The sequence below is a fragment of the Spiroplasma sp. ChiS genome (assembly GCF_002968355.1).
In the GTDB taxonomy this organism is placed as follows: Bacteria; Bacillota_I; Bacilli_A; order Mycoplasmatales; family Mycoplasmataceae; genus Spiroplasma; species Spiroplasma citri.
This window is the reverse complement of sequence record NZ_PUUH01000094.1, coordinates 1-1,639: the sequence shown is the minus strand read 5'-3', so window position 1 is coordinate 1,639 and position 1,639 is coordinate 1. Positions and strand designations below refer to the sequence as shown.

General features: G+C 24.1%; 1 pseudogene. It reads left to right on the top strand.

Annotated features, from left to right (window positions below):
• A pseudogene (locus C6B38_RS03530) lies at positions 1-1,639 on the top strand (spiroplasma phage ORF1-like family protein); the annotation flags it as partial.

Genomic DNA, 1,639 nt, shown 5'->3' with positions numbered 1-1,639 from the left:
GGTTGAAAAATTTTATGATGTTAAAAAAGAGAATTTTTTGAATGATTTAACTGATTTTATTTATGCTTTTGCCGTAAAATATAAGATGTATGATGTATCTGAAAAAATTGTGGAGAATGTTGACCGTTATAAGGATAATCATTATCCAAGAGTTAAGTTAAATGAAAATTATTGAAAACAAGTTATAGCACAAGATAAACCGTTTAATACAGTTGATAATAAATGATATTTTGTTGTGTGGCGTGGTGAAAAAACTAATGATTGAAAAATTATTAAATTTAATAATAAAAAAGATATTATATTAGATATTGATAATGATTTTAATATTAAATTAGGAAAAACTGAATTATTTATTAACGGTTATTCTTCTGGCAACGATTTATGCCTTCAAACTCGACCAGGATCTGCAATATCTATTGCATCTTTTCAAAAAGATAATGGAACTTATTTTAAGTCTGTTTATCGTTGAGATGGTAAGGGTCAACCACAAACACCAACAATAAATGAAAATACTGGTGAAGTTATATTGCAGCAGAATAGTTATCAACAAAATCGTGTAAAAGAATTTATTAATTTATCTTTAACTGCTGTTTTGTCTGAAAATATTAGAGTACAGCAAGGTGGTAGTGCGGATTATGAAAATCCGAATAAAGTTGGAACAAAGCGGATAATTTTTGATTTTGAGATAGTTGATGAATTGGATGTTAAAAATATTAAAAAAGCAATTTATCGAATGATTTTGACTGTTGATGAAGCAAATTTAATTATTTCTGGTAGTTTAGAGTTAAATAATATTAATAATGATGATTTAAGTTTTAATTTTAGTTTTATGCGAACGGGAATGGGTGAAGTTTTTAATTTTAATGGTTCAATTTATTCATCATTAAATAGTAAAGATTTAAAGTATTATCAACAGTTTAGCGGTCAGTTTGATTTATCTAAGTTTTTACAATCGTTTTTTGCAAGTGCTTTGGTGCCAGTGTTTCAAAATCGTAGTTCGTTTATTGAAAATGGATATATTGATAATTTACAATATGATACTGTTTTAGTTAACTTTTTTGCCTTGAAATTACAAAATTTTAATAATATTTTGTTTAGTGAGAATATTAACGATAAATTGCAATTTGATAAATTATTAAATAGTATGTTTAAGATTTCACAGAAATTTTATACTAATTATTTACGTACGATTTTTGATTTAGAGAATAATACTTATGTTCAAGGTTATAATAAAAAATATGGTTTATTAGTAAATAATGGTTTTAAAATTTACCCACGATATTTTTATTTTTCAGATAAATATAAGCAATTAGATATTAAATTATATTCAGCATTTAAAAATCGGTTTTATACGATTAATAATTATGGTAGTGTTTTTAATTATGATTTTTCGGTTGCTAATAATTATGATATTAAGTTAAATTCGGGTTATGTTTTTGGCGGTAATTTACAAAATAAATATGGTTTGCAATATAAAAAAATTGAAGAACAAAAAATATTATGATATTAAGTTAAATTCGGGTTATGTTTTTGGCGGTAATTTACAAAATAAATATGGTTTGCAATATAAAAAAATTGAAGAACAAAAAATCGGTTATAATGTTTTTGAATTGCAAGCACAAAAAGAGAATGATATGTA